This window comes from Pseudomonas sp. Xaverov 83 (assembly GCF_019352905.1).
In the GTDB taxonomy this organism is placed as follows: domain Bacteria; phylum Pseudomonadota; class Gammaproteobacteria; order Pseudomonadales; family Pseudomonadaceae; genus Aquipseudomonas; species Aquipseudomonas yamanorum.
In genome coordinates this window covers 904,229-930,287 of the sequence record NZ_JAAAFU010000075.1, presented here as the reverse complement: position 1 = coordinate 930,287, position 26,059 = coordinate 904,229, and the positions used below count along the sequence as shown (strand labels likewise).

The following is a 26,059-nucleotide window of genomic DNA, read 5'->3' as shown; positions in this document are numbered from 1 at the left end:
ATGCTCGGATCGGCGTTTTGGTTGACCCTGGCGACCTTGCTGGGGCTGTGCCTCGGGTTTGCCCGTGAGTGGTTGCTGGTGGCGGCCTGGGGTGCGGGCGAACGCAGCGATGCGTTTCTGATCGCGCTGTTTTTGCCGGAAGCGTTGCGCATGTCCCTGGCCGGTGGCGTGCTGAGCGCCGCCGCTCTGCCGCTGTACCTGCAACGCAAGGACGGCGAGCGCCTGGACTGGCTGGCGGTGCTGTTCCCTGCGCTGCTGCTGATTGCCCTGGTGACCAGCCTGCTGTTGACGCTGCTGGCGCCGTGGCTGGTGCAATTGCTCGGCCCGGGGCTGGCGGCAACAGCCACCAGCCTTGCCAGCAGCAACTTGCAGATCCTCGCCTGGAGCGTGCCGGGGCTGATGCTGCATGCGCTGTTCAGTATTCCGTTACAGGCCAACGAGCGCTTTGTGGTCGCGGGGCTCGGCTCGTTGCTGTTCAACCTGCCGCCCGTGACCTACCTCGCCCTCGCCGGCACCGCCACGCAACCGCACTCGCTGGCGTTGGCCTGCCTCACCGGCAGCCTGCTGATGCCCCTGGCGCTGTTGCCGTCGATGCTGCGCCTGGGCTGGCGGCCGTGGCGGCTGCGGGCTTCGACCCTGGAACTGCGGGAGCTGGGCGGGCGCATCGGGCCGCTGTTGCTAAGCAATGGCGCGAGCCAGGGTCTGGCATTGATTGAACGGCTGGTGGCGTCCTTGCTGGGCGAAGGCGCCGTGACCTGGGTCAACCTGGCTCGCAAGTTGATGAACTTGCCACTGATTGCGCTGATGAGCCTCAACCAGGTGCTGCTGGGCATGATGAGCCGCCGTCAGGGCGACGAGCGCCTGGCCCTGCTCAAGCGCGGCCTGGAAACCGCCAGCCTGCTGACCCTGCCCGCAGGCGTCGGCCTGGTGGCGGCGGCGCCGAGCCTGGTGGCGTTGCTGCTGCCCAAGCAGTCGGTGGATTCGCCGTTGCCACTGCTGCTGGCCTGGTTTGCCGTGCCGCTGGTGTTCGGCGCCTGGAATGCCCTGTTGGCGCGTTATGCCTATGCCGCCGGCGATACGCGCCAGCCGCTGCGTTGCGAGTTGCTGGGCAGCCTGGTGAACGTGGTGCTGCTGGGTTTGCTGCCGTTTGTGTTTGGCCTGGCGGGCATTCCGCTGGCCGCCCTCGCCGGGGTGCTGTGCACCGCGTTGCTGCTGATGCAGCGCCAGGGCTTGCTCGGCACCCTGCCCTGGAAGCGGCACTGGTTGCTGAGTGGGCTGGTGATGGGCATGGCAGCGTTGGTGTTGTTTCGGGTTCAAGGTATTTGGCTGCAGTTGGGGTTGAGCACCCTGGCTGGGGCCGTGGTGTTGCTGGGCATGGGCCTGTGGCTCAAGCCGTGGCGCAAGGCAGATTTATAGAGTGGGAGCAGTCAGGTGAAAAAACGCTGGATTCAAATGGATATTGCCAAGGGCATTGGCATCCTGATCATTGTGTTCGGGCACAGCTGGTTTGTCGCCAGTTCCCTGGACTTGCTGTACCCGCTGCTGGCGGTATTTATCCTGCCGTTGTTCTTCTTTCTCTCCGGGGTGTTCTTCAAGCCTGAACAACCCTTTGTCGAGATGGCGGTGCGCAAGGCCGATGCACTGCTCAAGCCGTTCTTCTTCACCATGCTGGTGTACATCCTGATCCGCGACCTGCTGCGCGGCCAGGCACTGCTGCCGGACATCGGCGGCGTGCTGTATGCCTCGGTGGACACCATTCCATGGCAGGCGCTGTGGTTCCTGCCGCACTTTTGGGTGGCGATCCTGTTCGGCTGGGTGATGCTGCGGCTGATGCAGCGCCTGGGCCTGTCGCTGGCCATGAGCTGTGTGGTGATCACCCTGCAACTGATGCTCGGGATCTGGACCCTGCCGTGGTTCTGGCAGGTGCCGGTGACCGTCGGCGGACAGACCTGGACGATGCCGGGGCTGCCGTTCAGCATTGATGTGACGTTGATCAGCAGCACCTATTTCATCTTTGGTTATCTGCTGCGGGACGTGCTGCGCCGCCACCAAAGCTCGTTGCTGACGCTACTGGGAGCCATGGCGTTGTTTGCGGTGGTGTTCATCTACAGCTGGGACACCATGGACCTGGCACAGCGGCGTTATGACCACTGGCTGTGGACCAGTTTGTTGGCGGTGATCGGCGTGTATGTGTGCTGGGCGCTGGCCGGGGTGATGATGGTGTCGGGGCTGCTGACGCGGGCGATGACGTACATCGGGCAGTCGACGCTGATTCTGTTGATCTTCCACGGGGAGATTCAGCACAAGACCGTGGACTTGATGGAGCGGCTGGGGTTGCACCCGCTGTTGTCGGCGAGCATCGGGCTGGTGATCGCGGTGGTGGTGCCGTTGATGATCGGCGAGGTGATCAAGCGGGTGGCGTTCTTGCGCTTCTTCTACTTCCCGTTCCCGGTGCGCAAGAAGGCGGTGGTGGCTGGGGAGAAGCCTGGAGTTTGAGACCTGATGTGGGAGCTGTCGAGCTTTAGCGAGGCTGCGATGGCATCACCGCGGTGTGCCTGAATTACCGAGGTGATGCTATCGCAGGCAAGCCAGCTCCTACAGAAAAACGCTCAATCATCCAGTGCCGGTTGAGGTGCTGGATGCTTGGTGTTCTTGCCAGCCTTGGCGCCAGGCTTGCCAGGCGCCGGGGCTGCGGGCTCAGCCTCGGCCGGGGCGGCAAGATCCTTCTCAGCCTGGGGCATCTGGTCAATCGCGGTGAAGAAGTCTGCAAGGTTGAGGGCGTCCGGTGGCACGGTCTTCTCAAGTTTTTTCTCGCCGTCCTTGCCCATCAAAATCACTTTGGTGCCACTGCCGGCGCCCAATTTGAGTGCCCGGATCAGCGCGTTGGTTTCAGGCGGTGCGAGCTTCTTGTTGTCCTTCGCGTCCTTGGCGAACTTCTCGCCTTCGGCACCGATGCTGCCGAAGGACACGGTGTAGAGCACCATGTTGCGCTCTTCAAAGGACTGCTTGTTGGCAGGCTCTTCCAACTGTTTCTTGAGGGTGGCCAACGTCGGGTTGCCGGAGTCGAGTTCCACCACCACCAACGGGCGTGACTTGCCCAGGTCCTGCTTGAGCGGATTGAGATCATCCGCGGCCAGCAGCGGCCCCGTAAAAGCCATCAAGGTAGCCAGGGTCAGCGACCGGATGAGCATGCACACCTCCTTTGAATTCCATGCAGGGTTCTTGAGTTTCATGTCTGCGACAGTCAAATTCAAGGATGATTCCTACGCCAGCTTCAGAAAGCGTAGGTCAGGACGTCCGCGACGCAAGGCGTTTAGCCACCTTAGGCCTCATTGTTTCATCTGATTGCGAAGCCTTATAGCGGCCAATGCCGGGCAAATACCGGCGCCACGATGGGGTCGACATCCACCTTCGCCAGCACCCGCGCAAATTCGGGCCGCGATTGTTGCAGGGCCTCACGTCCTCCCGCCCATCGCGACACCGCCGCCGCCATGATGCCCAATGCATTTGGAACCTGTTGCGAGGTAACCAGCTGGTCGGCAAATTGATCGGCAAACACCTCCCAGGCCCCATGCAGGCGGCGACGGGTCCCGCTGATCAACTGTTCATGCTGCTGCGCATCGGCGCTGTCAGTCCAGCGTTCCGGATAGTCGATGATGCCAATCGCCGAATAACAGTTCGCGGCGATGTACACCAGGCCGCGAATGACCTGGGCGGGCTCCTCGGGTAGCAACTCTGAGGCGGGAAATTGCAGGCCCAGGTGAATCAGGATCGCCGCGCTTTCGGTCAACACGCTGCCGTCGGGCCGTTGCAGGGTGGGGATTTGTTTGAGCGGATTGATCTGCGCCAGGGCCTCGCTGCCCGCGCTGTCTTCCCAGGAGCAGGCGTCGACCTGGCGCAATTCGACACCGCAACGCTGCAGGGCGATTTCGATGATGCACGAGCCGGTGCCTTGGGTTCCGTAAAGGGTGTACACAGTGCTGAGCCTCCTGGCAGTGGGTTGAGGTGTTAGGCTAGGCCGTTCAATCGTTCAACGGGAAACTATCATGCACAGTAAACGCGTCACGATCGAAGACTGGGACGGCGACGGCGCCATTCGCCTGCCAGACGAAGCCTTGCAGGAATTGGGGCTGGATGTGGGCGACACGCTGTACATCGTCGAGACCTATGTGGGCACGCAGAAAGGGTTCGTGTTGTCGACCACACCGAAAATTGCCGACCGGATGGATGAGCTGGTGGAAGAGCTGAGCCACAAGCCCTAGCGGGCCAGCCGGGCCAGCAACCTCGCCTTCACCTGCGGCCATTCCGGATCAATGATGCTGAAGCGCACCGAGTTGCGCTTGCGGCCATCGGGCATGATGCGCTCGTGGCGCACGATCCCTTCCTGTATCGCGCCGAGGCGCAGGATCGCGGCCCGGGACTTTTCATTCAGTTCATCCGTCGTGAATTGCACCCGCACACAGTCCATGACTTCAAACGCATGGGTGAGCAGCAGCAGCTTGGCCTCGGTGTTGACTCCGGATTTCTGCACCGACTGGCTGATAAACGTGTGGCCGATCTCCAGCTTGCGGTTGACCCGGTCAACCTTCCAGAACCGGGTGCTGCCCACCACTTCACCGGTGTCACGGCGCACGATCACAAACGGGATCATGGTGCCAGCTTCACGCCCGGCCAGGGCAGTGTCCACGTACTTATCGACGGTGTCGGGGCCCGGCACGTTGGTCACCTTGAGGTTCCACAGTTGCCCGTCGGCGGCAGCCTGTACCAAAGCGGCCGAGTGTTCGCGTTGCAGGGGGCGGAGTTCGACCGTGGTGCCGGTCAGGGTGATTTCAGTCATGGGAGTGCTGCGCCGTCTGGTGGTCGTCAGTGGCCAAGATTGCAGGCTCTGGCCAGTGCAAGGCAAGCCGTTTTAGAACAAGCCCATCTGGCCACCCACCAGGGTGCCGAAGTCGTCGTTTACGAACGGCAGGATTGCATCCGCCACCGGTTGCAGTTGCCGGGTGACGTAGTGGTCGTAGTCGATCGGTGCCTGGCGCACTTCCAGCGGTTCGGGGCCGTTGACGCTGATCACGTAGCTGATCCAGCCACCGTTCTGGTACTGGCGCGGGCGACCCTGGCGGTCGTTGTATTCGTCGGCCAGCCGCGCGGCACGCACGTGGGGCGGTACGTTGCGCTCGTAGTCGCCCAATTGCCGGCGCAGGCGTTTGCGGTAGATCAGCAATTCGTCGAGTTCACCGCTCAAGGTGCGGCGTACGTAGTCACGTACGTAATCTTGATGAGGCTGGCGGTGGAAGATCCGCTGGTAAAGCTCCTGCTGGAATTGCCGGGCCAGGGGCGACCAGTCGCTGCGCACGGTTTCCAGGCCTTTGTAGATCATTTCTTCGCTGCCGTCGGCACGGGTGACCAGCCCGGCGTAGCGCTTCTTGCTGCCCTCCTCCGCGCCGCGAATGGTCGGCATCAGGAAGCGGCTGAAGTGGGTTTCGTATTGCAGTTCCAGGGCGCTTTGCAGGCCGAACTCATTCTGCAGGCGTTCACGCCACCAGGTGTTGACGTGCTGCACCAGGTCCAGGCCGATACGCGTGGCGTCTTCCTGGGAGTGGGCGCTGCCGAGCCAGACGAAGGTGGAGTCGGTGTCGCCGTAGATCACTTCATAACCCCGGGCTTCAACCAGTTCGCGAGTCTGGCGCATGATCTGGTGGCCACGCAAGGTGATGGACGACGCCAGCCGCGTGTCGAAGAAGCGGCAACCGCTGGAACCGAGCACGCCGTAGAAGGCGTTCATGATGATCTTCAGTGCCTGTGACAGCGGCGCGTTGTGTTCGCGCTTGGCCACTTCGCGGCCTTCGGAAACCCGCGCGACAATCGACGGCAGGCAATGCCGGGTGCGGGAAAACCGCGCCCCGCGAAAGCCTTCCACTGACTCGCTGTCTTCGGGGTGACGCAGGCCTTCGATCAGGCCCACCGGGTCGATCAGAAAGCTGCGGATGATCGACGGGTAGAGGCTTTTGTAGTCGAGCACCAGTACCGATTCGTAGAGGCCCGGGCGTGAGTCCATGACAAACCCGCCGGGGCTGGCCTGGGGTGGTTTGTCGCCCAGGTTCGGCGCGACGAAACCCTGGCGGTGCATCAGCGGCATGTACAGGTGGGTGAATGCCGCCACCGAACCACCGTTGCGGTCCGCCGGCAAGCCGGTGACGCTGGCTCGTTCGAGGAGGAATTTCAGCAGCTCGGTCTTCTCGAAAATCCGCGTGACCAGCTCGCAGTCCTTGAGGTTGTAGCGCGCCAGCGCGGGCTTGTCCTCGGCGAACATCCGGTTGATTTCGTCCATGCGCTGGTACGGCGTGGAGATCGATTTACCTTCGCCAAGCAAGGTCTGTGCGACGTTTTCCAGGCTGAAGGATTCGAAACTCCAGGTGGCCGAGCGCAAGGCTTCGATGCCGTCAATGATCAGTCGCCCGGCTGCCGCAGCGAAGTAGTGGTTGCGGCTGCCGTGTTCGCGCCAGCCCATGGCGTCGCCGCCACGGCCCAGCAGCAGCGGCACGTTCAGGCGCTGCGCATGCTCGTGCAGGACCCGCAGGTCGAACTGCACCAGGTTCCAGCCGATGATCGCGTCGGGGTCATGGGTGGCGAGCCACAGGTTCAGGCGTTCGAGCAGCTCGGCGCGGGTGTCGCAGTAGTCGAGCTTGAAGTCCACCGCATCGGTCTTGTTGGGCGGGCCGAGCATGTACACCTGGCGCTCGCCGCAGCCTTCCAGGGCGATGGAATACAGATCGCCCTGGGCGGTGGTCTCAATGTCCAGCGACACCAACTTGAGGGGCGGGCGGTAATCCGGCGCGGGTTTCATCTGCGCCTCCACCAGCATGCTGCCTTCGCCCGCCGTACCGCCAAACCACACCGGCGCGGTGATGAAGCGTTCCATCATGTAGCGATCGGGTGGGCGCACATCGCCTTCGTAGACGTCGATGCCGGCTTTGCGCAGGCGCTTTTCCAGGTCCATCAGTTGGCGATGTTGTTTGGTGTAGAGGCCCAGCACCGGGCGATGGTGGAAGTCGCACAGCGCCAGGTCGCGCAACTCGATACCGCGTTCGCCCTTGAGCTGCAGCTCGGCGGGTTTGCGATGGGCCTGGGGGATGAACATCACGGAGGTCTGCACCGGCAAACGCACACACCTTGGGCCCTGATCGGTGGCCAGCCAGAAACTGACCTCCGTGCCCGCCGGGGTGTCGCGCCAATGCCGGGTCAGGACAAACCCCTGCTGTAAATCCACCTTGCCGCACCTCAAGAATCGCTTTCAGGGCGTGATTCTACTCGGCCTGTGACAAGGCGCGGCGATTTAACAGAAACAGCCTACGTGAATGCCGACAGTAATCTCACAAACTTGTTGCAGGATATTAATGACAATTACTATCATTCGCATCGGAGTCGTATTCGCGCAGCGGGGATGCGCAACGTTGTTGCCCTTTTCTCCTCACAGTGACGGTTCGCCGTCAGGATCGACCATGCCCACCTCCACCCGTTTTGCTGTGCCGTTTCGCCCGACCCTGCTCGCCCTTTGCTGCTCCCTGAGCCTCACCGCTCACGCCGCCACTCCAGAAACCACGCAGGATGCGAACACCAGTCAGGACGGCAAGGCTCTGGAATTGGGTGCTACCACCATCAGCGCCGACGCACCTACGCCCAACGCCCTGCCCCCGGTGTATGCCGGCGGCCAGGTCGCTCGCGGGGGGCAACTGGGGGTGCTGGGCAATCAGGACATCATGGACGTGCCCTTCAGCATGTCGTCCTATACCGAAAAACTGATTCGTGACCAGCAGGCCGAAAACGTCGGTGATGTGCTGCTCAACGATTCGTCCGTGCGCCAGGCATCGGGTTACGCCAACCAGGCCCAGGCCTTTGTGATCCGTGGCCTGCCGCTGAACGGCGACGACATTTCGTTCAACGGTTTGTACGGCATCCTGCCGCGCCAGATCATGTCCACCGACGCCCTGGAACGGGTTGAAGTGTTCAAGGGCCCCAACGCCTTTATCAACGGCGTGACGCCCGGCGGCTCCGGGATTGGCGGCGGTGTGAACCTGCAACCCAAGCGCGCCGATGATGTGCCTTTGCGTCGCTTCAGCACCGATATCAGCAGCGACGGCCGGGTCGGCGAGCACCTGGATATCGGCCAGCGCTTCGGCGAAGACAATCGCTTCGGCGCGCGGGTGAATATCTCCCAGCGTGAGGGCGATACCGGTATTGATGACGAGAACCAGCGCTCGAAACTGTTTGCGGTCGGCCTGGATTATCGCGGCGATGCACTGCGTTTGTCGGGGGATTTTGTCTACTCGAAACAGCAGATCAATGGCGGGCGCAACACCGTGCTGCTTGGCCAGAACCTGACCCATATCCCCAACGCACCTTCGGCCGACACCAACTACGCGCCGAGCTGGGGCACCAGCAGCCTGGAAGACACCTTCGGCATGTTGCGCGCCGAGTACGACCTCAACGACAACTGGACGGCTTATGTCGCCGGCGGTGCCAAGCACACCAACGAGATTGGCCGTTACTCCTCGGTCACGTTGAATGACGCCCTGGGCAATGCCACCGTCAGCGGCTCGCGCATCGCCCACCAGGAAGACAACACCAGCCTGATGGCAGGCTTGAACGGCAAGTTCCAGACCGGCTCGGTCAGCCACAAGCTGAACCTCGGGTTGACCGGGATCTGGGCCCAGACCCGCAATGCCTATGACTTTGACTTCACCGGCCACGCCAGCAATATCTATAACCCGGTGGACGTTGCCGAGCCGGTCAAAGGCAGTTTCGTGGGCGGCGACCTGAACGACCCGGGCATCACCGCCAAGACCTTCGCTCGCAGTGCAGCGGTCTCCGACACCCTGGGCTTTATGGATGATCGTTTGCTGGTGACCGCCGGCTTGCGTCGCCAGGAACTGGTGGTTCAGGGCTTCGCCTACGGCACGGGTACTCGCACCGCCAATTACGACAAGTCGATCACTACACCGGTGTACGGCCTGGTGTTCAAGCCGTGGGACCATGTGTCGTTCTATGCCAACCATATCGAAGGCCTGGCCCAGGGCCCGACCGCTCCCCAGACAGCCGGCACAGCCCCCATCAGCAACGCCGGCCAGGCCTACGCCCCGGCGCGCTCGAAACAGACCGAGGCCGGGGTCAAGGTCGACATGGGCACCTACGGCGCAACCCTGGGTGTGTACCGCATCGAGCAACCCACCGATGGCTACTCACAACTCAGTGCCGACGGGTTAAGCGCCACCTATGTTCGCCAGGGCGAGCAAGTCAACAAAGGCGTGGAGCTCAACGTGTTCGGCGAGCCTATCGCAGGGCTGCGCCTGTTGGGCGGTGCAACCATCATCCACACCGAAGTCAACGGCACCCAGGACGGCGCCAACGACGGCAATCGTGCCATCGGCGTACCGAGCTTCCAACTGAATGCCGGCGTGGACTGGGATGTACCGGGCCTGCAAGGCGTGACGGTGAACGGTCGGATGCTACGCACCGGCGGCCAATACGCCGACGCGGCCAACAACCTCAGCCTGCCCGCCTGGAACCGCTTCGATGTGGGCGCCCGCTACACCTTCAAGGTGAACCAGCGTGATGTCACCCTCGGCGCTACTGTGGAGAACGTCGCCAATACCAAATACTGGGAGTCGGCCCTCGGCGGTTACTTGACCCAAGGCGACCCGCGCGTGGCCAAGTTGTCGGCCAGCATCGACTTCTAACCCCAGTCAATGGGGGAGTTGGCTTGCCTGCGATGCAGGCACCTCGGTGCGTCAGATGCACCTCGGTGATGCGATCGCAGGCAAGCCAGCTCCCACAGAAAAGCAGATCTGCCCTCATCCGTGTTGTTTGCCGGACATTGGACAGCCGAACGCCAACTGCGTAGTTTCCCAACCACTGCGCACAAGGACTCCGGCATGTCCCCCGACCTCACTTCCATCGAGCTGTTCCTCAAGGCGGTCAAGCTGGGCAACCTGTCCCGGGCGGCCGAGCACTCCCATCTCTCCCTCTCTGCCGCCAGCCGGCGCCTGTCGCTGCTGGAGCAGCACTTCAAGGTCGCCCTGCTGACCCGCACCTCCACCGGTGTTTCGCCGACGGCGGCCGGCGAAGTGTTGGCCCAGCATGCGCAGTCGATCCTTCGGGCAGTGGACAGCATGCACGCCGATCTCGCCGACTACGCCAAGGGCGCCACCGGCCGGGTTTGCCTGTACGCCAACAGTTCGGCGATGAGCCAGGAACTGCCGCGCCAACTGACCCAATGGAACACCTTGCACCCGGGCATCCGCCTGGATATTCGCGAGGAGCGAAGCCGGGAAATTCTCCAGGCCGTGCGTGAGGGCGTGGCGGATGTCGGCATCGTCACGACCCGGCCCAGCGAAGAGTTGCGCTTTGTACCCTACTGCCAGGACCGCCTGTGCCTGATCGTGCCCCATGATCATCCGTTGAAAATGCGCCATGCGCCCTTCGAGGATTTGCTCGGCTATGACTTCGTCGGGCTGGAGGACAACGCCGCCATCACGCCGCTGATTACCGAAGCCGCCGCTGCGATTGGCATGCCGTTGCGGTTGCGGATGCAGGTGCGCAGTTTCGAAGCGGTGTGCCGCTTGATCGCTGCCGGCCAGGGCGTGGGCGTGCTGCCACAGGGCGCCGTGCAGATTTTCCGCAAGGAGATGGCCTTGCGCTTTATCGAAATCGACGACAACTGGGCCGACCGGCAGATGTACCTGTGCATGCGCAAGGAGCAGCCTTCGCTGACCAGCCTGGCGTTGTTCGACTACCTGAGCGCCAACCCTGCATAAACCTTCGGCCTTCGAATTTTGCGAAGGCCGATTCCACAATGAGCAATTCCCCTGTTGTAACAGCTGTGCCAAGAATGCCCTCGCCAGACCTTCCTATAAAAACAAGACAGGAGACACGGCGTGTCCCAATCCCACACCCGCCCCACCCACCGCATCGCCGTGATTCCCGGCGACGGCATCGGCCGCGAAGTGGTGCCCGAAGGCCTGCGGGTACTTGAGGCCGTCAGCCGGCGGTTCGGTATTCACTTTCACTTCGACCACTTTGCCTGGTGCAGCGAGCATTTCCTGGCCCACGGTACGATGATGCCCGACAACTGGGCCGAACAGATCGGCAGCCATGACGCGATCTTCTTCGGCGCTGTCGGCGCGCCGGACATCATTGCCGACCACACTGCCGTGTGGGAGTCGCTGCTGAAGATCCGCCGCCAGTTCGATCAATACGTGAATATCCGCCCGGTGCGTCTGATGCCTGGCGTGCCCTGTCCGCTGGCCGGCCGTGTGCCGGGTGACATCGACTTTATCGTGGTGCGGGAAAACACCGAAGGCGAATACTCCAGTGTCGGCGGGCGCATGTGGGAAGGCACCTCGCGGGAAATCGCAGTGCAGGAGTCGATCTTCTCCCGGGAAGGCGTGGACCGCGTGGTGGATTACGCCTTCAAACTGGCGCAACAGCGGCCCCGGAAAAACCTGGTGGCAGCGACCAAATCCAATGGCATCTCCATCACCATGCCGTTCTGGGACGAGCGGGTGACCGAGATCGCCCGGCGCTACCCGGACGTGAAGACGGCCAAGTTTCATATCGACATTCTGTGTGCGCACTTCGTGCAGCACCCCGACTGGTTCGATGTGGTGGTGGCGTCCAACCTGTTCGGCGACATCCTTTCCGACCTTGGCCCGGCGTGCACCGGCACCATTGGCATTGCGCCGTCGGCCAACCTGAATCCCGAGCGGCGTTACCCGTCGCTGTTCGAGCCGGTGCACGGTTCCGCGCCGGATATTGCCGGGCTCGGTGTAGCCAATCCCATTGGGCAGATCTGGTCGGCCGCGCTGATGATCGAGCATCTGGGCGACGGTGATCCGCTTTATCAGGAAGCGGCGGCAACCATCGTGTCCGCCATCGAAACGGTGCTTGCCGATGGCCCGCGCACCCGGGAAATGGGCGGCGGCGCCAGCACTGTCGAAGTGGGTCGCGCCATCGCCGAATGCGTGGCAGGGAACAGGAGCTGAACATGACCAACGCACATTACATCGCCAACCAATGGCTGGCATCGACCTCGCTGGAAGACATTCCGGTGATCGACCCCAGTACCGGCGAAACCTATTCGAGCATCGCCCGTGGCACAGCCGCCGATATCGAGGCGGCGATCAGCGCGGCGCGCCTGGCACTTGGGGAAACCTTCGATGGCCCGTGGGGCCGGTTGTCTGCCGTGGATCGCAGCCGTTTGCTGGCCAAGCTCGGCATGGCGGTGCTGGAACATCATGAAGAGCTGGCGCAGATCGAGGCGCGGGACACCGGTAAGGCGCTGAAAGTCGCCCGCGCCGATGCCACCGCCCTTGCCCGCTATTTCGAATACTACGCGGGTGCCGCGGACAAACTACACGGCGAAACCCTGCCATACCAGGCCGGCTACACGGTGTTGACGGTGCGCGAACCCCACGGGGTGACCGGGCATATCATCCCGTGGAATTACCCGATGCAGATTTTCGGGCGCAGCGTCGGCGCCTCGTTGGCGGCAGGCAATGCGTGCGTGGTCAAGCCGGCGGAAGATGCCAGCCTGTCGTTGCTGCGCCTGGCGGAAATCGCTGCCGAGGTTGGTTTTCCAGCCGGCGCGATCAACGTAGTCACCGGTTACGGCTACGAAGCCGGCGCGGCGTTGTGTGCACACCCGGGCATCGATCACATCTCGTTCACCGGCTCCACCGCCACCGGTACTGCCGTGTCGAAAGCCGCTGCCGAACGCCACTGCCCGGTCACCCTGGAGTTGGGCGGCAAGTCGCCGCAACTGGTGTTCGCCGATGCCGACCTGGATGAAGCGTTGCCGGTGCTGGTCAACGCCATCATTCAGAACTGCGGGCAAACCTGCTCCGCCGGCAGCCGTTTGCTGGTGGAACGCTGCATTTACGAAACCCTGCTCGCACGCCTCAGCCAACGCTTCAGCGAACTGCGCGCCGGGCCTTCGGCGCTGGACCTGGACATGGGCCCGCTGATCAATCAGAAGCAGCTACGCCAGGTGCACGAGTTTATTCGTGAAGCCGAACAGGCCGGGATCACCGTCGCCGCACGCGGAACGGTGGTGGCCGAGGCCGGCAGCGGCGGGTATTTCCAGGAGGCGGTACTGTTTCGCGATGTGCCGCCTCACAGTCGCCTGGCGCAACACGAAGTCTTTGGCCCGGTGCTGGCCGTGATGCCCTTCGACGATGAAGCCGAAGCGATTCGCCTGGCCAACGGCACCGAGTTCGGCCTGGTGGCCGGCGTGTGGACCCGCGATGGCGCGCGGCAAATGCGCCTGGCGCGCACCCTGCGTTGTGGCCAAGTGTTCATCAATAACTATGGTGCCGGTGGCGGCGTTGAATTGCCATTCGGCGGCGTGAAGGCCAGCGGTTATGGCCGGGAAAAAGGCTTCGAGGCGCTGCTGGGCTTTACCACCTTGAAGACCATTGCGATCAAACACGGTTGATTCCTCACAACAACAAGAACGGAGAACACACCATGCGTTTAGCCAATAAAGTCGCGATCGTCACCGGCGCCGGTTCGGGGTTTGGCGAGGGCATCGCCAAGACATTTGCCCGCCAGGGTGCCAAGGTCATCGTTGCGGACATGAACGCCGTGGGCGGTCAGCGAGTGGTCAATGAGATTGCCGAAAGCGGCGGCCATGCGCACTTTATCGAGGTCAACGTGGCCAACGATGAAAGCATGGGCGCGCTGCTGCGCGGCACACTGGAGCAATTCGGTGGGCTGGACATTGTCATCAACAACGCCGGTACCACCCACCGCAACCGGCCGATGCTGGAGGTCGATGAGGCCGAGTTCGACCGGGTATTTGCAGTCAACGTCAAAAGCATCTTCTTGAGCGCCAAGCATTTTGTGCCGCACTTTCGCGGCCAGGGCGGCGGAGTGTTCGTCAACATTGCCTCGACGGCAGCGATCCGCCCGCGCCCGGGACTGGTCTGGTATAACGGCAGCAAGGGCGCAGTGGTGGTCATGAGCAAGACCATGGCGGCAGAGTTGGGGCCGGACAATATCCGCGTCAACTGCGTGAATCCGGTGGTGGGTGCCACGGCATTGCTCAGCGAATTCATGGGCGTGCCGGACACCCCGGAAAACCGCCAGAAGTTCATGGCGACCATTCCCCTGGGGCGCTTTTCCACCCCGCAAGATGTGGCCAACGCCTGCCTGTACCTGGCGTCGGACGAAGCGGCGTTCATCACCGGCACCTGCCTGGAAGTCGATGGCGGGCGCTGCGTGTAACTCACTCTCACAGGGACAGGAATTGCTATGTGTGATCTTCATAATAAGAACGAGCCGAACACCCGGGAATTGCTAGAAGGCCTGCCAAAGAATTGGGGTAAATGGGGACCGGACGACGAAGTCGGTGCCCTCAATTACCTGACTGAAGCCGAAGTGCTGCGGGGCGTCGCCTCGGTGCGACAGGGCAAGACCTTTACCCTGCAAGTGCAGATCGGCCACCCGGGCGGTGACCCGATGTGGCCGGCGCGCAACCCGTCGATGCGCTTCAACACCCTCGACCACAGCCATTACCACTTCGGCAAACAGCCGCACATGACCGGTGGCGCGGCGTATTCCGACGACGTGATCTTCATGCAGTTGCAAGGCTCGACCCAGTACGACGCCCTCGGCCACGCCTGGTACGACAATCAACTGTGGAACGGCTACGACGCCCAGACCACCGTCGGCGGCATGGCCAAGGCCAGCGTTCTGGCGATTGCCGAACGCGGCGTAGTGGGCCGCGCGGTGCTGATCGACATGGCCCGCTATCGCGGCAAGAAATGCCTGGGCCGTGGCGAAACCTTCAACCACCTGGACCTGCTCGACGCCGCCAAGGCCCAGGGCGTGACCATTGAAAAGCGCGACATCCTGATCATCCGCACCGGTTCCATGGGTGCCTTTTATGAGCTGGGCAAGACCGAGTTTTTCAAGGACCTGATGGAGCCCGGGCTGACCTACAGCCGCGAGCTGGTGGAGTGGTTCCACGAGATGGAAATCCCCAACCTTGTGACCGACACCATCGCCAACGAAGTGATCACCGACCCGGTGTCCGGGGTGCAGATTCCGCTGCATTGCGCGCTGATGCGCAACCTGGGGATCGCCTTCACCGAAATCGTGTTGCTGGAGGAACTGGCCGCCGATTGTGCGGACGACGGCCAGTGGGAATTCCTCTACACCGCCGCCCCGTTGAAGATTGTCGGGGGCAGTGGCGCGCCGGTGAATCCGGTGGTGATCAAGTAGCCGTTCAGTCTCAGTGGCGAATTTGCGAATCGCGAACTCGCCACTGGACTCAAGGCCGATGGGATTTCGCCAGGTACTCTTCGATATTGTTCATCTGATCGTCCCAGCCTCGGGAGTTCTTCTTGTAGGCCTTCTGGCGGCGGCGAGCGTCCGGGATTCCGTCAAAACCTGATTCCACCACCCGCAGCAAGATACCTTCTCCGTGATCCTCGAGGGTGAACTCCACCAGGGTTGGGGCTTCCGTGTCGTAATCCACCTCCTTGTCTACGGCGTAAGGATGCCAACTGAAAGAGAACCGCGCTTGTGGCTCAAGGCGCTCGATTTTCGCCTTCCACACCACGTGCTCGTAACCTGGATAAGTGATCGGGGCTTCAATGGCCCGCCCTGCGGCAAACTGCTTGTCCTTGAGGGCGATGCCAAACCAGCTGCCGAATTGCTCGGCGTCGGTCAGTGCATCCCAGACCCGTTGACGTGACGCGTTGAGCAGGACTTTACGTTTGATTTCATTTGATTCGTGCATGAGACACCTCCTGTATTGACAGTAGGCGACATCGACCAATGCGCAACCTTTGACAAGGTATAAGGCATGAACAGCGTCATGCCCTGAAGACCTCAGACGTGAGGATCACCTGGAGCCTTGCTTGGCGTCGCGTATTGCGGCTTCAAATGGCCTTCCTGATCGAGCAACCAGGCGTCCATGATCTGACGCACCACCGGGCCCGCCACCCGGCCACCAGCCTCGCCGTTTTCAATCATCACCGAAATGACGATCCGCGGGTGCTCCGCCGGGGCGAAGCCAACGAACAAGGCGTTGTCGCGGTTGCGTTCCAGGGTCTTGAGACGGTTGTAACGCTCACCCTGCTTGATCGCCACCACCTGTGCGGTACCACTCTTGCCGGCAATCCGGTATTGCGCACCGGCTGCAGCCGCCCGGGCGATACCTCGTGGGTCGTGCATGACCAGTTGCATGCCGTGGTTGACCTGCTCCCAGTCGCGCGGGTCTTTGAGGACAACGTTGGGCATCGGGTTTTCATCCACTGGCGCCACGCCATTGATGGTCTTGGCCAGGTGCGGGCGGTTCCACACGCCTTTGTTGGCGATCAACGCAGTGGCCTGGGCCAGTTGCAGCGGGGTGACCTGCATGTAGCCCTGGCCGATGCCGAGGATCACGGTTTCACCCGGGAACCACGGTTGGCGTCGGGTGGCGCGCTTCCAGGCCTGGGACGGCATCAAGCCGGCCGACTCTTCGAACATGTCGAGGGAGACTTTCTGGCCAAGGCCGAATTCAGCCAGGTAGTCGTGCAGGCGGTCGATGCCCAGCTTGTGGGCCAGGTCGTAGAAGTAGGTGTCGTTGGAGCGCATGATCGCTGCGTCCATGTCTACCCAGCCGTCGCCGCTGTGGTTCCAGTTGCGGTATTTATGGTCGAAATCCGGGAGTTGGTAGTAACCCGGGTCGAACACGCGGGTCTGGGCGGTGACTACACCGCTGTCGAGGCCGGCGATGGCGACTTCCGGCTTGATCGTCGAGCCTGGCGCGTAGAGCCCGCGCAGCACGCGGTTAAACAGCGGACGATCAAGAGAGTCGTGAAGCGCTGCATATTCCTTGAAGCTGATACCGGTGACGAACAGGTTCGGGTCAAAGCTCGGCTTGCTGACCATCGCCAGGACTTCGCCAGTTGCCGGATCGAGAGCGACCACCGAGCCGCGACGGTCGCCGAGGGCTTCTTCGGCAGCTTCCTGGAGTTTGACGTCCAGGCTCAAAACGATGTTTTTGCCGGGGATCGGGTCGGTGTGCTTGAGCACTCGCAGGACGCGGCCCTGGGCGTTGGTTTCAACTTCTTCATAGCCCACGTGGCCATGCAGCTCGGACTCGTAGAAGCGCTCGATCCCGGTTTTACCGATGGATTGCGTGCCCCGGTATTCCACTGAATCGAGGGCCTTGGATTCTTTTTCGTTGATCCGGCCTACGTAGCCAATGGAGTGGGCAAAGTGCGCACCCAGCGGGTAATGGCGGACGAATTGCGGCTCGACATCCACGCCAGGCAGGCGGAATTCGTTGACGGCCAGCACGGCGATCTGTTCTTCGGTCAGCTCATAAAACAGCGTGACGGGGACGAAGGGATGACGCGCTTGCTTGAGCGCTTTATCAAATACGCCACGGTCCTCGGCAGGCAAATGCAGGAGGCTGACGATGGCGTCCAGCTCACCCTTGAGATCGGTCGTACGTTCGCGGGTGATGGTCAGGTTGTAACTGGGACGGTTGTCGGCAAGTACTACACCATTGCGGTCATAGATCAGGCCGCGCGTCGGTGTAATCGGTAGGACGTGGACGCGATTGTTTTCGGAAATGGTGGAGTGGTAGTCGTACTGCACCACCTGCAGGAAGTACATCCGGCCTACCAGGGCGCAGGTGATGCCGATGACCAGCAGCGCGCAGGCTAGCAGCCGCTTGTTGACCAGGCGGTTTTCTTTTTCGTGGTCCTTGATCGGTATCGGTTCAGGCATTTCTACAGCATCTCGTTGAAATAAGGTCGACGCCGCTTCCTGCGGAGGAAAAATCAGTCCTTGTGAAAATGTGCTGCACCATACCAAAAATGCGGAAACACTTTGCATCGATTTCCCTGAACGGTGTGCTTATAGGGCCTGTTCATGCACTTTGGTTTGGGACGTTGACCTTATTCATACGTTTTCATGCTGAGGAATCAGCTTAGGATGGACTTGGGCTCCAGGAAGGCTTCCAGGCCAAATGTGCCGTACTCGCGACCAATACCCGATTGCTTGAAACCGCCAAACGGGGCCAATGGCTCATGGGCGAGGGTATTGATCAGGACTCGGCCTGCATCGATACGGCTAGCCAGCCTGCGGGCACGTTCGGGATTTGAGGACAGGATGTACGCCTGAAGGCCGTAGGGGGTGTCGTTAGCTATCGTCAGTGCCTCCTCCTCGGTCGCGTAGGTAATGATCGATAGCACCGGACCGAAAATCTCTTCGCGGGCGATGGTCATTTGATTGGTCACGCGGCTGAATATGGTCGGTCTTACGAACCAGCCAGCCGTGATGCCTTCAGGCAAACCGGGGCCTCCTGCCAATAAATGCGCGCCCTCCTCAATCCCGATCTGAATGTAGCGCTGCACCCGCTCCCACTGTTTATGACTGACCATGGGGCCGACAGCGGTGGCTGGCTCACGGGGATTATCGACTTGTACTTTGGCCGCCTCCTGGATCATCAGCGCTTCAACTTCATTCAGGCGATCTTCAGGTACCAGGATTCGGGTGCCGGCAATGCAGGCCTGGCCACTGTTCATGAAGCCGGCCTGGAGAGCCATGGGCACAGCGGTCTTGAGATCCGCATCATCGAGAATCAGCACCGGTGATTTGCCGCCCAGTTCCAGAGTGACGCGCTTCAAGGTCTCAGAGCCGGTACGCAGGATCATTTTGCCGACGGCCGTTGAGCCGGTGAAGGAGACTTTTGCGATGTCGGGATGGGCGCTCAACACGGCGCCTACGGTTTCGCCACGGCCGGTGACGATATTGAACACGCCCGCGGGCAGCCCCGCTTCATGGAGTGCACGGGTGACGATGGAGGTCTGGATTGCGCTCATTTCACTGGGTTTGATCACAGCGGTACAGCCGGCGGCAAGCGCTGCAGCGAGCTTGCCGCAGATAAAACCGGCGTTGCTGTTCCAGGGCGTGATCAAGCCGGCCACACCCAACGGCTGCATGACCACCTCGGCAATGCCGATACGTCGAGAGAAGTTATAGTTCTCCAGTACCGAAGCGGCATCTTGCAGGACGCTGGCCGCGTGCTTGGCCATCCATCGCGCACGGGAAACCGGGGCGCCGTACTCCTCGATAATCGCATCGGTGAGTTCCTCCTCAATGGCTTCAACGGCGGCGTGCATGCGCTTGAGATAGTCGATGCGTACGTCTTTCGAGCTGTGGGAGAACTCGGTAAAAGCTCGCTTGGCGGCTGCGATGGCATCCAGAGCATCTTGTTCATTTGCCAATCGAACCTGGCCAATACTCTGGCCCGTAGCCGGATTGAACAGACCAAAACGCTCTTCGCCATGAGGTGTCACAAAGGCGCCGTTGATGTAAATCCGATTGATGTATTGCATAGGTCCTCCGGGACACTGAGCTAGTGCGTCCTACGGTAAGTCACTATGATTGAGCTGATAAGCCGTACAAATCTGCATGAGTTGATGAGTGATTCAGGACAATGAATACATCAGGACTGAATGAACTGGAAGCCGTATTGGCAGTGGCGCGACATAGAAGTTTTCGTGCGGCGGCAACTGAATTAAATGTATCGACCTCGGCGCTGAGCCACTCTATTGCAGGGCTTGAAGCGCGGATGGGGGTGAGGCTGTTCAATCGCACAACCCGCAGTGTGTCGTTATCTGAAGTGGGTGCAGAGTTTGTCGAGACGATTACTCCGGCACTGTTGAGCATTCGCACTGCGCTGGAACAGGCGGGAAATCGCAGTGCGGAGCCGAGCGGCACCTTGCGCCTGAATACCTCAGCGGGTGCCGCAAAGCAGGTGATGCCGCTGCTGCTGGAGTATCTGCGGCGTTATCCGCGGATGAAACTGGATATCGTCACTGAAGGGCGTCTGGTGGATATCGTTGCGCAGGGGTTTGATGCAGGGATTCGTCTAGGTGACACCGTTCCTCAAGACATGATCGCGGTCGATATCAGCCCAGCCCAGCGTTTTGCGGTATTGGGCAGCCCGGACTATTTTGTCAGCAACCCCGTCCCCGTCAGCCCAATGGATCTGAAGGTCCATCAATGTATTCGCAGCCGAATGCCCGGCGGTGCGATCTATCACTGGGAGTTTGAGCGTCATGGCGAAGCGCTTGCTATTGAGGTACAGGGGGCTTTGACCCTGGATAATCCGAGTCTAATGCTTGAGGCTGCCAGGGCGGGGCTGGGCCTGACCTACCTTACGGAATGGAATGCCGCGGCTGATTTAGCGAAGGGGACGTTAGTGCGTGTGCTGGAGGAGTGGACGCCATCTTTTGACCGTCTGCGCCTCTATTATCCAGGAAGACGTCATGTGCCAGCGGGATTAAGGGCGCTGATCGGGTTGATCAGGGAGAAAGGATTTTAAACAGCATCGCTGTGAGTTTCCGACCGCCCAAAACAAAACCCCTGATTGCGTTAGCAATCAGGGGTTTCGGAATTTAATCTTGACGATGACCTACTCTCACATGGGGAAACCCCACACTACCATCGGCGATGCATCGTTTCACTGCTGAGTTCGGGATGGGATCAGGTGGTTCCAATGCTCTATGGTCGTCAAGAAATTCGGGTACTGAGTCGTGACCAGATGGCCTCGCTTCAGCAAATTGGGTATGTGATAGCTTTCGGTGTTTTGTGAGATTCGAACTTTCGGTTCGTTTCGTCTTCACACACCGCAATCTGGTCTCTTCGACGCAAATTGCTTGGGTGTTATATGGTCAAGCCTCACGGGCAATTAGTATTGGTTAGCTCAACGCCTCACAGCGCTTACACACCCAACCTATCAACGTCGTAGTCTTCGACGGCCCTTCAGGGAACTCAAGGTTCCAGTGAGATCTCATCTTGAGGCTAGTTTCCCGCTTAGATGCTTTCAGCGGTTATCTATTCCGAACATAGCTACCCGGCAATGCCACTGGCGTGACAACCGGAACACCAGAGGTTCGTCCACTCCGGTCCTCTCGTACTAGGAGCAGCCCCTCTCAAATCTCAAACGTCCACGGCAGATAGGGACCGAACTGTCTCACGACGTTCTAAACCCAGCTCGCGTACCACTTTAAATGGCGAACAGCCATACCCTTGGGACCGGCTTCAGCCCCAGGATGTGATGAGCCGACATCGAGGTGCCAAACACCGCCGTCGATATGAACTCTTGGGCGGTATCAGCCTGTTATCCCCGGAGTACCTTTTATCCGTTGAGCGATGGCCCTTCCATACAGAACCACCGGATCACTAAGACCTACTTTCGTACCTGCTCGACGTGTCTGTCTCGCAGTCAAGCGCGCTTTTGCCTTTATACTCTACGACCGATTTCCGACCGGTCTGAGCGCACCTTCGTACTCCTCCGTTACTCTTTAGGAGGAGACCGCCCCAGTCAAACTACCCACCATACACTGTCCTCGATCCGGATAACGGACCTGAGTTAGAACCTCAAAGTTGCCAGGGTGGTATTTCAAGGTTGGCTCCACGCGAACTGGCGTCCACGCTTCAAAGCCTCCCACCTATCCTACACAAGCAAATTCAAAGTCCAGTGCAAAGCTATAGTAAAGGTTCACGGGGTCTTTCCGTCTAGCCGCGGATACACTGCATCTTCACAGCGATTTCAATTTCACTGAGTCTCGGGTGGAGACAGCGCCGCCATCGTTACGCCATTCGTGCAGGTCGGAACTTACCCGACAAGGAATTTCGCTACCTTAGGACCGTTATAGTTACGGCCGCCGTTTACCGGGGCTTCGATCAAGAGCTTCGCGTTAGCTAACCCCATCAATTAACCTTCCGGCACCGGGCAGGCGTCACACCCTATACGTCCACTTTCGTGTTTGCAGAGTGCTGTGTTTTTAATAAACAGTCGCAGCGGCCTGGTATCTTCGACCGGCATGAGCTTACGGAGCAAGTCCTTCACCCTCACCGGCGCACCTTCTCCCGAAGTTACGGTGCCATTTTGCCTAGTTCCTTCACCCGAGTTCTCTCAAGCGCCTTGGTATTCTCTACCCAACCACCTGTGTCGGTTTGGGGTACGGTTCCTGGTTACCTGAAGCTTAGAAGCTTTTCTTGGAAGCATGGCATCAACCACTTCGTCATCTAAAAGATAACTCGTCATCAGCTCTCGGCCTTAGAATCCCGGATTTACCTAAGATTCCAGCCTACCACCTTAAACTTGGACAACCAACGCCAAGCTGGCCTAGCCTTCTCCGTCCCTCCATCGCAATAACCAGAAGTACAGGAATATTAACCTGTTTTCCATCGACTACGCTTTTCAGCCTCGCCTTAGGGACCGACTAACCCTGCGTCGATTAACGTTGCGCAGGAAACCTTGGTCTTTCGGCGTGGGTGTTTTTCACACCCATTATCGTTACTCATGTCAGCATTCGCACTTCTGATACCTCCAGCAAGCTTCTCAACTCACCTTCACAGGCTTACAGAACGCTCCTCTACCGCATCATCCGAAGATGATACCCGTAGCTTCGGTGTATGGTTTGAGCCCCGTTACATCTTCCGCGCAGGCCGACTCGACTAGTGAGCTATTACGCTTTCTTTAAAGGGTGGCTGCTTCTAAGCCAACCTCCTAGCTGTCTAAGCCTTCCCACATCGTTTCCCACTTAACCATAACTTTGGGACCTTAGCTGACGGTCTGGGTTGTTTCCCTTTTCACGACGGACGTTAGCACCCGCCGTGTGTCTCCCATGCTCGGCACTTGTAGGTATTCGGAGTTTGCATCGGTTTGGTAAGTCGGGATGACCCCCTAGCCGAAACAGTGCTCTACCCCCTACAGTGATACATGAGGCGCTACCTAAATAGCTTTCGAGGAGAACCAGCTATCTCCGAGCTTGATTAGCCTTTCACTCCGATCCACAGGTCATCCGCTAACTTTTCAACGGTAGTCGGTTCGGTCCTCCAGTTAGTGTTACCCAACCTTCAACCTGCCCATGGATAGATCGCCCGGTTTCGGGTCTATTCCCAGCGACTAGACGCCCTATTAAGACTCGCTTTCGCTACGCCTCCCCTATTCGGTTAAGCTCGCCACTGAAAATAAGTCGCTGACCCATTATACAAAAGGTACGCAGTCACAGAACAAAGTCTGCTCCCACTGCTTGTACGCATACGGTTTCAGGATCTATTTCACTCCCCTCTCCGGGGTTCTTTTCGCCTTTCCCTCACGGTACTAGTTCACTATCGGTCAGTCAGTAGTATTTAGCCTTGGAGGATGGTCCCCCCATATTCAGACAAAGTTTCTCGTGCTCCGTCCTACTCGATTTCATGACTAAGAGATTTTCGCGTACAGGGCTATCACCCACTATGGCCGCACTTTCCAGAGCGTTCCGCTAATCTCAAAGCCACTTAAGGGCTAGTCCCCGTTCGCTCGCCACTACTAAGGGAATCTCGGTTGATTTCTTTTCCTCAGGGTACTTAGATGTTTCAGTTCCCCTGGTTCGCTCCATACACCTATGTATTCAGTGTAAGGTAACCATCTTATGATGGCTGGGTTCCCCCATTCAGACATCTCCGGATCAAAGTCTGTTTGCCGACTCCCCGAAGCTTTTCGCAGGCTACCACGTCTTTCATCGCCTCTGACTGCCAAGGCATCCACCGTATGCGCTTCTTCACTTGACCATATAACCCCAAGCAATCTGGTTATACTGTGAAGACGACATTCGCCGAAAATTCGCAATTACTCACAAATTTTACCTTAGCCTGATCCGTTACCAGTGAAAGTAACGTTCAGTCTATCTTTCTATCACATACCCAAATTTTTAAAGAACGATCTAATCAAAGACTAGAAATCAACATTCACCATCACAACGATGGAATGCTCATTTCTAAGCTTTCATAACGTAGAAGCAGTAGTGGTGGAGCCAAACGGGATCGAACCGTTGACCTCCTGCGTGCAAGGCAGGCGCTCTCCCAGCTGAGCTATGGCCCCGTATTTCTACAGGCGTTTCCCACACAAAATTGGTGGGTCTGGGCAGATTCGAACTGCCGACCTCACCCTTATCAGGGGTGCGCTCTAACCAACTGAGCTACAGACCCAATTTCGGGCTGCTTCTTATCGTCTTCTTCAATGAATCAAGCAATTCGTGTGGGAACTTATGGAGCAGCTGATGTCGTCGATTAAGGAGGTGATCCAGCCGCAGGTTCCCCTACGGCTACCTTGTTACGACTTCACCCCAGTCATGAATCACACCGTGGTAACCGTCCTCCCGAAGGTTAGACTAGCTACTTCTGGTGCAACCCACTCCCATGGTGTGACGGGCGGTGTGTACAAGGCCCGGGAACGTATTCACCGCGACATTCTGATTCGCGATTACTAGCGATTCCGACTTCACGCAGTCGAGTTGCAGACTGCGATCCGGACTACGATCGGTTTTCTGGGATTAGCTCCACCTCGCGGCTTGGCAACCCTCTGTACCGACCATTGTAGCACGTGTGTAGCCCAGGCCGTAAGGGCCATGATGACTTGACGTCATCCCCACCTTCCTCCGGTTTGTCACCGGCAGTCTCCTTAGAGTGCCCACCATTACGTGCTGGTAACTAAGGACAAGGGTTGCGCTCGTTACGGGACTTAACCCAACATCTCACGACACGAGCTGACGACAGCCATGCAGCACCTGTCTCAATGTTCCCGAAGGCACCAATCTATCTCTAGAAAGTTCATTGGATGTCAAGGCCTGGTAAGGTTCTTCGCGTTGCTTCGAATTAAACCACATGCTCCACCGCTTGTGCGGGCCCCCGTCAATTCATTTGAGTTTTAACCTTGCGGCCGTACTCCCCAGGCGGTCAACTTAATGCGTTAGCTGCGCCACTAAGAGCTCAAGGCTCCCAACGGCTAGTTGACATCGTTTACGGCGTGGACTACCAGGGTATCTAATCCTGTTTGCTCCCCACGCTTTCGCACCTCAGTGTCAGTATCAGTCCAGGTGGTCGCCTTCGCCACTGGTGTTCCTTCCTATATCTACGCATTTCACCGCTACACAGGAAATTCCACCACCCTCTACCATACTCTAGCTCGTCAGTTTTGAATGCAGTTCCCAGGTTGAGCCCGGGGATTTCACATCCAACTTAACGAACCACCTACGCGCGCTTTACGCCCAGTAATTCCGATTAACGCTTGCACCCTCTGTATTACCGCGGCTGCTGGCACAGAGTTAGCCGGTGCTTATTCTGTCGGTAACGTCAAAACAGCAAAGTATTAATTTACTGCCCTTCCTCCCAACTTAAAGTGCTTTACAATCCGAAGACCTTCTTCACACACGCGGCATGGCTGGATCAGGCTTTCGCCCATTGTCCAATATTCCCCACTGCTGCCTCCCGTAGGAGTCTGGACCGTGTCTCAGTTCCAGTGTGACTGATCATCCTCTCAGACCAGTTACGGATCGTCGCCTTGGTGAGCCATTACCCCACCAACTAGCTAATCCGACCTAGGCTCATCTGATAGCGCAAGGCCCGAAGGTCCCCTGCTTTCTCCCGTAGGACGTATGCGGTATTAGCGTCCGTTTCCGAACGTTATCCCCCACTACCAGGCAGATTCCTAGGCATTACTCACCCGTCCGCCGCTCTCAAGAGAAGCAAGCTTCTCTCTACCGCTCGACTTGCATGTGTTAGGCCTGCCGCCAGCGTTCAATCTGAGCCATGATCAAACTCTTCAGTTCAAACATCTTTGGGTTTTTAAGAAACCCTAAACTTGGCTCAGCAATCGTTGGTTACATCTTTGATTTCTCGCGGAGTAACTTGTGATGCTGATAATCTTGTTGACTATCAGTCTGACTCCACAAGCACCCACACGAATTGCTTGATTCAGTTGTTAAAGAGCGGTTGGTTAAGATCTTTCGTCTCAACCGAGGCGCGCATTCTACAGCAGCCTCTGTTGCTGTCAAGCGGTTTTTTTAAGAAGTTTTCAAAGTTTCCTTTGTAACTTCAACCACTTGCGCTTCCGATCTCTCGTTAGCGGGAGGCGAATTCTACAGCGTTACACGCTGCTGTCAACACCTCTTTTTCTCCGCTTTCGACCGAGAAGATCGAACCGTTAATAGGGCTAAACAACACT

General features: G+C 59.2%; 17 protein-coding genes, 2 tRNA genes and 3 rRNA genes. 10 read left to right on the top strand and 12 right to left on the bottom strand.

The genetic code is table 11. The features are described 5' to 3' along the window. Complete coding sequence (gene murJ, locus K0H47_RS25570; RefSeq protein WP_093207789.1) at window positions 1-1,416, top strand: murein biosynthesis integral membrane protein MurJ; 1,416 nt, start codon at window positions 1-3, stop codon at window positions 1,414-1,416. A 15-nt stretch (window positions 1,417-1,431) separates the two neighbouring features. Further along, window positions 1,432-2,496, top strand: coding sequence for an acyltransferase family protein (locus K0H47_RS25565; RefSeq protein ID WP_374106778.1), 1,065 nt, complete (start codon window positions 1,432-1,434; stop codon window positions 2,494-2,496). 113 nt (window positions 2,497-2,609) lie between these two features. Here the strand turns inward: K0H47_RS25565 and K0H47_RS25560 are convergent, their stop codons facing one another. Further along, window positions 2,610-3,191 carry a DUF4174 domain-containing protein gene (locus K0H47_RS25560; RefSeq protein ID WP_201141291.1) on the bottom strand — a complete coding sequence of 194 codons (582 nt, stop codon included), beginning with the start codon at window positions 3,189-3,191 and terminating at the stop codon, window positions 2,610-2,612. 164 nt (window positions 3,192-3,355) lie between these two features. Further along, window positions 3,356-3,976: a glutathione S-transferase gene (locus K0H47_RS25555; protein WP_219273822.1), complete on the bottom strand. Its 621-nt coding sequence runs from the start codon at window positions 3,974-3,976 to the stop codon at window positions 3,356-3,358. 70 nt (window positions 3,977-4,046) lie between these two features. Between K0H47_RS25555 and K0H47_RS25550 the strand changes: the two genes are divergently transcribed. Beyond that, window positions 4,047-4,262 carry an AbrB/MazE/SpoVT family DNA-binding domain-containing protein gene (locus tag K0H47_RS25550; protein ID WP_003208231.1) on the top strand — a complete coding sequence of 72 codons (216 nt, stop codon included), beginning with the start codon at window positions 4,047-4,049 and terminating at the stop codon, window positions 4,260-4,262. On the opposite strand, the gene K0H47_RS25545 is transcribed toward K0H47_RS25550, so the two are convergent. Together K0H47_RS25545 and K0H47_RS25540 are read right to left on the bottom strand one after the other, a co-directional pair. Continuing rightward, window positions 4,259-4,837: a GNAT family N-acetyltransferase gene (locus tag K0H47_RS25545; protein ID WP_219273821.1), complete on the bottom strand. Its 579-nt coding sequence runs from the start codon at window positions 4,835-4,837 to the stop codon at window positions 4,259-4,261. The genes K0H47_RS25550 and K0H47_RS25545 overlap by 4 nt on opposite strands. 72 nt (window positions 4,838-4,909) lie before the next feature. After that, window positions 4,910-7,267 carry a DNA polymerase II gene (locus K0H47_RS25540; protein WP_219273820.1) on the bottom strand — a complete coding sequence of 786 codons (2,358 nt, stop codon included), beginning with the start codon at window positions 7,265-7,267 and terminating at the stop codon, window positions 4,910-4,912. A 232-nt stretch (window positions 7,268-7,499) separates the two neighbouring features. On the opposite strand from K0H47_RS25540, the gene K0H47_RS25535 reads away from it, so the two are divergent. The 6 genes from K0H47_RS25535 (at window position 7,500) to K0H47_RS25510 (ending at window position 15,279) form a co-directional block, all read left to right on the top strand. Then, on the top strand, window positions 7,500-9,734 hold the full coding sequence (locus K0H47_RS25535; RefSeq protein ID WP_063028434.1) for a TonB-dependent siderophore receptor: 2,235 nt from the start codon (window positions 7,500-7,502) through the stop codon (window positions 9,732-9,734). Window positions 9,735-9,929: 195 nt separating this feature from the next. Further along, window positions 9,930-10,811 carry a LysR family transcriptional regulator gene (locus tag K0H47_RS25530; RefSeq protein ID WP_201141287.1) on the top strand — a complete coding sequence of 294 codons (882 nt, stop codon included), beginning with the start codon at window positions 9,930-9,932 and terminating at the stop codon, window positions 10,809-10,811. 120 nt (window positions 10,812-10,931) lie between these two features. Next, entirely contained in the window at window positions 10,932-12,038 is a 1,107-nt protein-coding gene (locus K0H47_RS25525) for a tartrate dehydrogenase (protein ID WP_219273819.1), read from the top strand. A 2-nt stretch (window positions 12,039-12,040) separates the two neighbouring features. Continuing rightward, window positions 12,041-13,489, top strand: a complete 1,449-nt coding sequence (locus K0H47_RS25520; RefSeq protein WP_219273818.1) for an aldehyde dehydrogenase family protein — start codon at window positions 12,041-12,043, stop codon at window positions 13,487-13,489. 32 nt (window positions 13,490-13,521) lie between these two features. Continuing rightward, window positions 13,522-14,280, top strand: a complete 759-nt coding sequence (locus K0H47_RS25515; RefSeq protein ID WP_008434578.1) for an SDR family oxidoreductase — start codon at window positions 13,522-13,524, stop codon at window positions 14,278-14,280. Window positions 14,281-14,307: 27 nt separating this feature from the next. Next, window positions 14,308-15,279, top strand: coding sequence for a cyclase family protein (locus K0H47_RS25510; protein ID WP_219273817.1), 972 nt, complete (start codon window positions 14,308-14,310; stop codon window positions 15,277-15,279). A gap of 49 nt (window positions 15,280-15,328) precedes the next feature. Here the strand turns inward: K0H47_RS25510 and K0H47_RS25505 are convergent, their stop codons facing one another. The 3 genes from K0H47_RS25505 to K0H47_RS25495 form a co-directional block, all read right to left on the bottom strand. Further along, complete coding sequence (locus K0H47_RS25505; RefSeq protein ID WP_219273816.1) at window positions 15,329-15,799, bottom strand: SRPBCC family protein; 471 nt, start codon at window positions 15,797-15,799, stop codon at window positions 15,329-15,331. Between the two features lie 92 nt (window positions 15,800-15,891). Next, complete coding sequence (gene mrdA, locus K0H47_RS25500; RefSeq protein ID WP_010166602.1) at window positions 15,892-17,784, bottom strand: penicillin-binding protein 2; 1,893 nt, start codon at window positions 17,782-17,784, stop codon at window positions 15,892-15,894. 197 nt (window positions 17,785-17,981) lie between these two features. Then, complete coding sequence (locus K0H47_RS25495) at window positions 17,982-19,397, bottom strand: aldehyde dehydrogenase family protein (RefSeq protein WP_219273815.1); 1,416 nt, start codon at window positions 19,395-19,397, stop codon at window positions 17,982-17,984. Between the two features lie 101 nt (window positions 19,398-19,498). On the opposite strand from K0H47_RS25495, the gene K0H47_RS25490 reads away from it, so the two are divergent. After that, entirely contained in the window at window positions 19,499-20,389 is an 891-nt protein-coding gene (locus tag K0H47_RS25490; RefSeq protein ID WP_177027004.1) for a LysR family transcriptional regulator, read from the top strand. Between the two features lie 77 nt (window positions 20,390-20,466). Here the strand turns inward: K0H47_RS25490 and rrf are convergent. From rrf to K0H47_RS25465, 5 genes are all read right to left on the bottom strand, one after another. Further along, a 5S ribosomal RNA gene (gene rrf, locus K0H47_RS25485) occupies window positions 20,467-20,582 on the bottom strand. Window positions 20,583-20,734: 152 nt separating this feature from the next. Next, window positions 20,735-23,628: ribosomal RNA gene (locus K0H47_RS25480) — 23S ribosomal RNA — on the bottom strand. Between the two features lie 234 nt (window positions 23,629-23,862). Continuing rightward, window positions 23,863-23,938, bottom strand: a tRNA-Ala gene (locus tag K0H47_RS25475). 30 nt (window positions 23,939-23,968) lie between these two features. Further along, window positions 23,969-24,045, bottom strand: a tRNA-Ile gene (locus K0H47_RS25470). Window positions 24,046-24,127: 82 nt separating this feature from the next. Beyond that, window positions 24,128-25,664: ribosomal RNA gene (locus K0H47_RS25465) — 16S ribosomal RNA — on the bottom strand. Together the 16S, 23S and 5S rRNA genes with 2 tRNA genes alongside form the textbook arrangement of a ribosomal RNA operon. Window positions 25,665-26,059: the final 395 nt, after the last annotated feature.